Consider the following 6169-nt stretch of genomic DNA (forward strand, 5'->3'; position numbering starts at 1 on the left):
GGGCGCCCCCCCCCCCCCCCCCCCCCCCCCCCCACACTCCGTTCGCGTACTCCTTATATTCCCGGCGCGGCACCGAGCCGGGTGGTCACCTCGGACCACGTGCGGAGGACTTCTTCGGCCCGGCCGGTGTCGATCGCGGCAGCAGCGGCCTCGAGTCCGGCCGCGAGTGCCTCCTCGAGACTGTCGCCGATCCCCCGGAACGCTGCGATCGCGCCGGCCGCGTTCAGCAGGACCGCGTCGCGCACCGGCCCGGTCTCCCCCGCCAGGACCGCGCGGGCGATGGCGGCATTCTTCTCTGCGTCTCCGCCGCGTAGCGCCTCGAGCGGTACCCGGGTGATGCCGAGATCGGTCGGGTCGAGGGTGACGACCCGGACCTCGCCGTCCCGCACGATGTGGACGGTGGATGTGGTCGACGTGGTGAGTTCGTCGAGGCCGTCGTCGCCGCGTACCACCAGCGCGGAGTTCCCGCGCTGGGCGAGCACACCGGCGACCGTGCCGACGAGGTTCTCGAAAGCGCATCCGATCAGACCCGCGCGCGGGCGCGCCGGGTTGGTCAGCGGCCCCAGCACGTTGAACGCTGTCGGGATGCCGATCTGCTTGCGCGGGGCCGCGGCGAACCGGAGCGCGGGGTGGTAGACCGGCGCGAAGCAGAAACCGATGCCTGCCTCGGCGACCGACTGGGCCACCGCCTCCGGCCCGAGGTCGATGTGGACGCCCAGTGCCTCGAGCACGTCGGCGCCGCCGCTCTTCGACGATGCCGCCCGGTTGCCGTGCTTGACGACGCGGATGCCGGACGCCGCGACGACGATCGCCGCCATCGTCGAGATGTTCACGGTGTCGGCGCGGTCACCGCCGGTGCCGACGACGTCGACCACGTCGTTGTCGACGGGCACGAGCCGGGCGTAGCCGAGCATGGTGTCCGCGAGCGCGCGCAGCTCGTCGGGGGTTTCCCCCTTCATCTTCAGCGCGACACCGAAGGCGGCGATCTGCGCGGCGGTCGCGTTGTCGGAGAAGATCTCCTCCATCGCCCACTGTGCTTGTTCGCGCGAGAGATCGTGCCCGGCAGTCAGCACACCGAGGACCGACGACCAGGTGGTCCCCGTCCCGTCCACCACTCGAGTCGCGTTCATCGCACCTGACCTCGCCGCATGCCGCTCCCTACCGGGCACCGGTGTGCCCTCCGCCGCGAAGCTTAGTCAGGCGATGCCGGGGGCTGTAGCGCGTCCCACCCCAGCGCGGTGCCACCGAGTCGCTGCGCGAGCGAGACCATGCGGGACTTCTCCTGGGCGCAGTGCATCGCGTCCAGAACCTGGGTGCGCTGCAACACCAGTGCTGTCAGGCTTGCGTCCCCGGCGACCCGCGCCTCCATCGGGGCGCCGCTGACGGTATAGCCGTCCTGTGCGGCCAGTTCGACGGCTCGGTCGACAGCGTCGGGCGGAAGGGTGAGATGGTGGCGCAGTACCGCCTCGTCGGATTCCGTCCAATACGGCTCCGATTCGGCACCGCGCGTCAAGGCCGTCGAACACGCCTCGGCGTCGTCGAACGAGGACACCACCACGACGAGATCCGTACGCTCCCGGTCGAGGGGGGCCCGGCGCCGGGACACCATCGCGCGGAGCCGGTCCCACAAGCCACTTCCGGTACTCATAGCACCAGGTTCGCACGTCCCCCGAAGGCCCGCACGGTGACCCCACCAGGGAAATTATCGGGGCGCGACCAGCACTGACGCGCCTATTTCGGCCCCGATTGCCCAAGACGTACTACGACGGGTCATACTAGCCAGCGTGACGAGCGCAGTAGGGACTTCAGGATCTGCAATCACACAGCGCGTGCACTCGTTGAACCGGCCCAACCTGGTCAGCGTCGGCACCATCGTGTGGTTGTCCAGCGAGCTCATGTTTTTCGCAGGGCTCTTCGCCATGTATTTCGTGGCACGGGCGCAGGCGCCGGAGGGCATGTGGCCCCCGCCGCCCACCCACTTGAACCTGTGGCTGGCGGTTCCGATCACCACGGTGCTGATCGCCTCCTCCTTCACATGCCAGATGGGCGTGTTCGCTGCCGAGCGCGGCGACGTCTTCGGGCTGCGACGGTGGTATCTGATCACCCTCGCCATGGGCACGTTCTTCGTGCTCGGGCAGGGCTACGAATACATCACGCTGGTCGACCACGGCACGTCCATCTCGAGCAGCGTGTACGGCTCGGTGTTCTACATCACCACGGGCTTCCACGGCCTCCACGTGATCGGCGGCCTCGTCGCCTTCGTGTTCCTGCTGGTCCGTACCCGCGTCAGCAAGTTCACGCCCGCGCAGGCCACCGCAGCCATCGTCGTTTCGTATTACTGGCACTTTGTCGACATCGTGTGGATCGCACTGTTTGCCACGATCTATTTCATCCGTTAGCCAGCTGAACGCACAGGCAGCCCCCTGACGTCCAGTCCGTCCCAAAACAAAAAGGGATACAGATGAGTTCATCCCCACCTCTCGGTTCCGAGGGTGACATGCCCGGTCGATCCTCGACAGCTTCCGCTGCCAAGTCCCGCCGCCAGCGCAAATTCCGCCGGCGCGTCACGGGCGCCCTGGTCCTGGCGGTCGGCCTGCTCAGCGCCGGCTTCCTCGCCTCCGCGTTGACCCCTGCCCCGCAGGTGGCCACTGCGCAGGACGACCAGAGCGCACTGATCCGCGAGGGCAAGCAGCTCTACGAGACCTCCTGCGTGACATGCCACGGCATCAACCTGCAGGGTGTGCAGGACCGCGGTCCCACCCTGATCGGTGTCGGTGAGGCAGCCGTCTACTTCCAGGTGTCCTCCGGTCGTATGCCGGCCTCGCGCAACGAGGCCCAGGCGCTCCGCAAGGAACCGAAGTTCAACGCGGCCCAGACCGACGCCCTCGGTGCCTACATCCAGGCGAACGGCGGCGGCCCGACGGTCATCCGTGACGAAGACGGCGAGATCTCCCAGTCTTCGCTCCGTGGCAACGACATCGGCCGCGGTTCGGAACTGTTCCGCCAGAACTGCGCTTCGTGCCACAACTTCACCGGCCGCGGCGGTGCGCTGTCGTCCGGAAAGTTCGCGCCGAACCTCGATCCGGCCAATGAACAGCAGATCTACACGGCCATGCTCACCGGGCCGCAGAACATGCCGAAGTTCTCCGACCGTCAGCTGACGGTCGAGGAGAAGCAGGACATCATCGCGTACGTCAAGTCGGCCAGCGAGACGACGAACCCCGGCGGCTACGGATTGGGCGGGTTCGGCCCGGCCGCCGAAGGCCCGACGATGTGGGTCATCGGCATTGTCGCCGTCGTCGGCGCTGCACTGTGGATCGGAGCAAGGTCATGAGTGGCGGCGAAACGCCGACTAACAAGCACTCGGTCGAGAACCTCGAACAGATGAGCCGCGACGACCTCGTCGCGCTCGGGACGAATCTCGACGGTGTCGATGTCGCATTCCGCAAGGATCGGTGGCCTGTCGAGGGCACCCGCGCCGAGAAGCGCGCCGAGCGAAGCGTTGCGATCTGGTTCGCGCTCGCCGGCATCGCAGGTATCGCGTTCATCGCGATCTACCTGTTCTGGCCGTGGGAGTACCAGGGTCCGGGCGACCCGAACTACACCCTGTACAACCTGTACACCCCGATGCTCGGCCTCACCCTGGGTCTGTCGATCCTCGGTATCGGTGTCGGCGCGGTGCAGTTCACGAAGAAGTTCATCCCCGAAGAGGTGTCGATCCAGGATCGCCACGACGGCCCGTCGACGGAGGTCGATCGCAAGACGATCGTCGCCGAGCTCGCCGATTCGCTCGACACGTCGACGCTCCCGCGTCGCAAGCTGATCAAGCGCACCGCGATCTTCGGCGGCGGCGCACTGGGCGTCGGCCTGATCATGCCGCTCGGCGGCTTGATCAAGAACCCGTGGGCACAGGGCGACAAGTCTCCGCTGTGGGTCTCGGGCTGGACCCCGAACTACGAGGGCGAAACCATCTACCTGCGCCGCGACACCGGACGGCCCCAGGACATCGTCCTGGTTCGCCCGGAGGATCTCGACGCCGGCGGCATGGAGACGGTCTTCCCGTTCCGTGAATCCGACCGTGGCGACGACCACGCGCTGCTGCAGAGCCTTCGCGGCATCCGCAACGCCGTCATGCTCATCCGTCTGCGCACGGAGGATGCCGAACGCGCCATCAAGCGCAAGGGCCAGGAGAGCTTCAACTACGGCGACTACTTCGCCTTCTCGAAGATCTGCACCCACCTCGGCTGCCCCACCTCGCTGTACGAGCAGCAGAGCAACCGCATTCTCTGCCCGTGCCACCAGTCGCAGTTCGACGCACTCGAGTACTGCAAGCCGATTTTCGGTCCCGCTGCTCGTGCACTGCCGCAGCTGCCTATTACAGTGAACGAAGAGGGCTTCCTGGTCGCCAACGGTGACTTCACCGAGGCACTCGGCCCGGCATTTTGGGAGCGTCGCCCGTGAGTACTGCAACTCCATCCCGCGCCGCACAGGCCGCCGAGAACATCGATTCCCGGTATCACCTGTCGGCAGGCATCCGTCGGCAGATCAACAAGGTCTTCCCGACACACTGGTCGTTCCTGCTGGGCGAGATCGCGCTCTACGCGTTCATCATCCTGCTGATCTCCGGTGTCTACCTGACCCTGTTCTTCGACCCGTCGATGGCTCACGTCGTGTACGACGGCGTCTACCAGCCGCTGCGCGGCGTGGGGATGTCCCGTGCCTACGAGACCACCCTGAACCTGTCCTTCGAGGTTCGTGGCGGCCTGTTCGTCCGGCAGATCCACCACTGGGCTGCCCTGATGTTTGCCGCGTCCATCGTGGTGCACCTGCTGCGCATCTTCTTCACCGGTGCGTTCCGGCGTCCTCGTGAGGCCAACTGGGTGATCGGCTCGCTGCTGCTCATCCTGGCGATGTTCGAAGGCTTCTTCGGTTACTCGCTCCCCGACGACCTGCTCTCCGGTACCGGTCTCCGCGCCGCGTTCTCCGGCATCACGCTGAGCATCCCAGTCATCGGCACGTGGATGCACTGGGCCCTGTTCGGTGGCGACTTCCCGGGTGACCTGATCATCCCGCGCTTCTACGTCCTGCACGTCCTGCTGGTTCCGGGCATCATCCTGGCGCTCATCGCCGCGCACCTCGCGCTGGTGTGGTACCAGAAGCACACCCAGTTCCCCGGCCCCGGCCGCACCGAGCAGAACGTCGTCGGCGTGCGCATCCTCCCGGTCTTCGCAGTGAAGTCCGGTGCGTTCTTCGCGATGACCTTCGCGGTCCTCGCGCTGATGTCCGGCCTTCTCCAGATCAACCCGGTCTGGAACATCGGCCCGTACAACCCATCGCAAGTCTCCGCAGGTTCTCAGCCCGACATCTACATGATGTGGACGGACGGCCTGGCACGTATCTGGCCGGCATGGGAGCTGTACCTGTTCAACCGCTACACGATCCCGCAGCCCTTCTGGATCGCCCTGATCATGGGCCTGGTGTTCGTGATCCTGACGATCTACCCGTGGATCGAGAAGCGGTTCACCAAGGACGACGCACACCACAACCTGCTGCAGCGTCCGCGCGACGTGCCGGTTCGTACCGCCATCGGTGCGATGGCCCTGGCCTTCTACGCGGTCGCGACCATCATGTGCGTCAACGACATCATCGCGTACAAGTTCGACATCTCGATCAACGCAACGACGTGGATGGGCCGTATCGGCCTGGTCGTGCTGCCGCCGCTCGCGTACTACATCGCCTACCGGTTCTGCCTGGGCCTCCAGCGCAGCGACCGCCAGGTCCTCGAGCACGGCATCGAGACGGGCATCGTCCGTCGCCTGCCGCACGGTGAGTACGTCGAGATCCACCAGCCGCTCGGCCCGGTGGACGAGCACGGCCACCCGGTTCCGCTCGAGTACCAGGGCGCCGCGATCCCGAAGACGATGAACCGTCTCGGTACCGCCGGTAAGCCCGGGGCCGGCAGCTGGTGGCGTCCGGACCCCGCTGAGGAGACGGCTGCACTCGAAGCGGCTCATCACGAGGCCGAGGCCGAACTGCGCACCACGCTCCGTGAGTACCAGGAGCGCGTGCACGGCGAGTCGAACGGTTCCGAGACGACGACGAACCTGCCCGACACGAAGCACTGACCGGCACGTTTCATCACGAGTGGGGCCCCGAACCTTCCAAGGTT

Annotated in this window: 6 protein-coding genes; 4 read left to right on the plus strand and 2 right to left on the minus strand. The window is 66.5% G+C overall.

The annotated features are described in order from the left end of the window. Positions 1-53: 53 nt before the first annotated feature. Positions 54-1130 (minus strand): anthranilate phosphoribosyltransferase, encoded by a 1077-nt coding sequence (gene trpD, locus TVH25_RS20370; protein WP_422425331.1) that lies wholly within the window; start codon positions 1128-1130, stop codon positions 54-56. A gap of 62 nt (positions 1131-1192) precedes the next feature. Beyond that, positions 1193-1648, minus strand: coding sequence for a hypothetical protein (locus TVH25_RS20375; protein ID WP_422425332.1), 456 nt, complete (start codon positions 1646-1648; stop codon positions 1193-1195). A gap of 136 nt (positions 1649-1784) precedes the next feature. On the opposite strand from TVH25_RS20375, the gene TVH25_RS20380 reads away from it, so the two are divergent. The 4 genes from TVH25_RS20380 (at position 1785) to TVH25_RS20395 (ending at position 6125) form a co-directional block, all read left to right on the plus strand. After that, a complete protein-coding gene (locus TVH25_RS20380; protein ID WP_422425333.1) occupies positions 1785-2399 on the plus strand; it encodes a cytochrome c oxidase subunit 3 in 615 nt (204 codons plus the stop codon). 62 nt (positions 2400-2461) lie between these two features. Beyond that, positions 2462-3334 (plus strand): cytochrome c, encoded by an 873-nt coding sequence (locus TVH25_RS20385; RefSeq protein WP_206036642.1) that lies wholly within the window; start codon positions 2462-2464, stop codon positions 3332-3334. Next, positions 3331-4461, plus strand: a complete 1131-nt coding sequence (locus tag TVH25_RS20390) for a ubiquinol-cytochrome c reductase iron-sulfur subunit (RefSeq protein ID WP_169620195.1) — start codon at positions 3331-3333, stop codon at positions 4459-4461. Before TVH25_RS20385 ends, TVH25_RS20390 begins: the two co-directional genes overlap by 4 nt. Continuing rightward, positions 4458-6125, plus strand: a complete 1668-nt coding sequence (locus TVH25_RS20395; protein WP_169620196.1) for a cytochrome b — start codon at positions 4458-4460, stop codon at positions 6123-6125. Before TVH25_RS20390 ends, TVH25_RS20395 begins: the two co-directional genes overlap by 4 nt. The last annotated feature ends 44 nt before the right edge of the window (positions 6126-6169 follow it).

Source organism: Rhodococcus sp. 7Tela_A2, assembly GCF_049311045.1.
In the GTDB taxonomy this organism is placed as follows: domain Bacteria; phylum Actinomycetota; class Actinomycetes; order Mycobacteriales; family Mycobacteriaceae; genus Rhodococcus.

Coding starts and splice junctions, on each gene's coding strand:
- trpD (WP_422425331.1), bottom strand. CDS start 1,130: ATGAACGCGACTCGAGTGGTGGACGGGACGGGGACCACCTGGTCGTCG.
- TVH25_RS20375 (WP_422425332.1), bottom strand. CDS start 1,648: ATGAGTACCGGAAGTGGCTTGTGGGACCGGCTCCGCGCGATGGTGTCC.
- TVH25_RS20385 (WP_206036642.1), top strand. CDS start 2,462: ATGAGTTCATCCCCACCTCTCGGTTCCGAGGGTGACATGCCCGGTCGA.
- TVH25_RS20390 (WP_169620195.1), top strand. CDS start 3,331: ATGAGTGGCGGCGAAACGCCGACTAACAAGCACTCGGTCGAGAACCTC.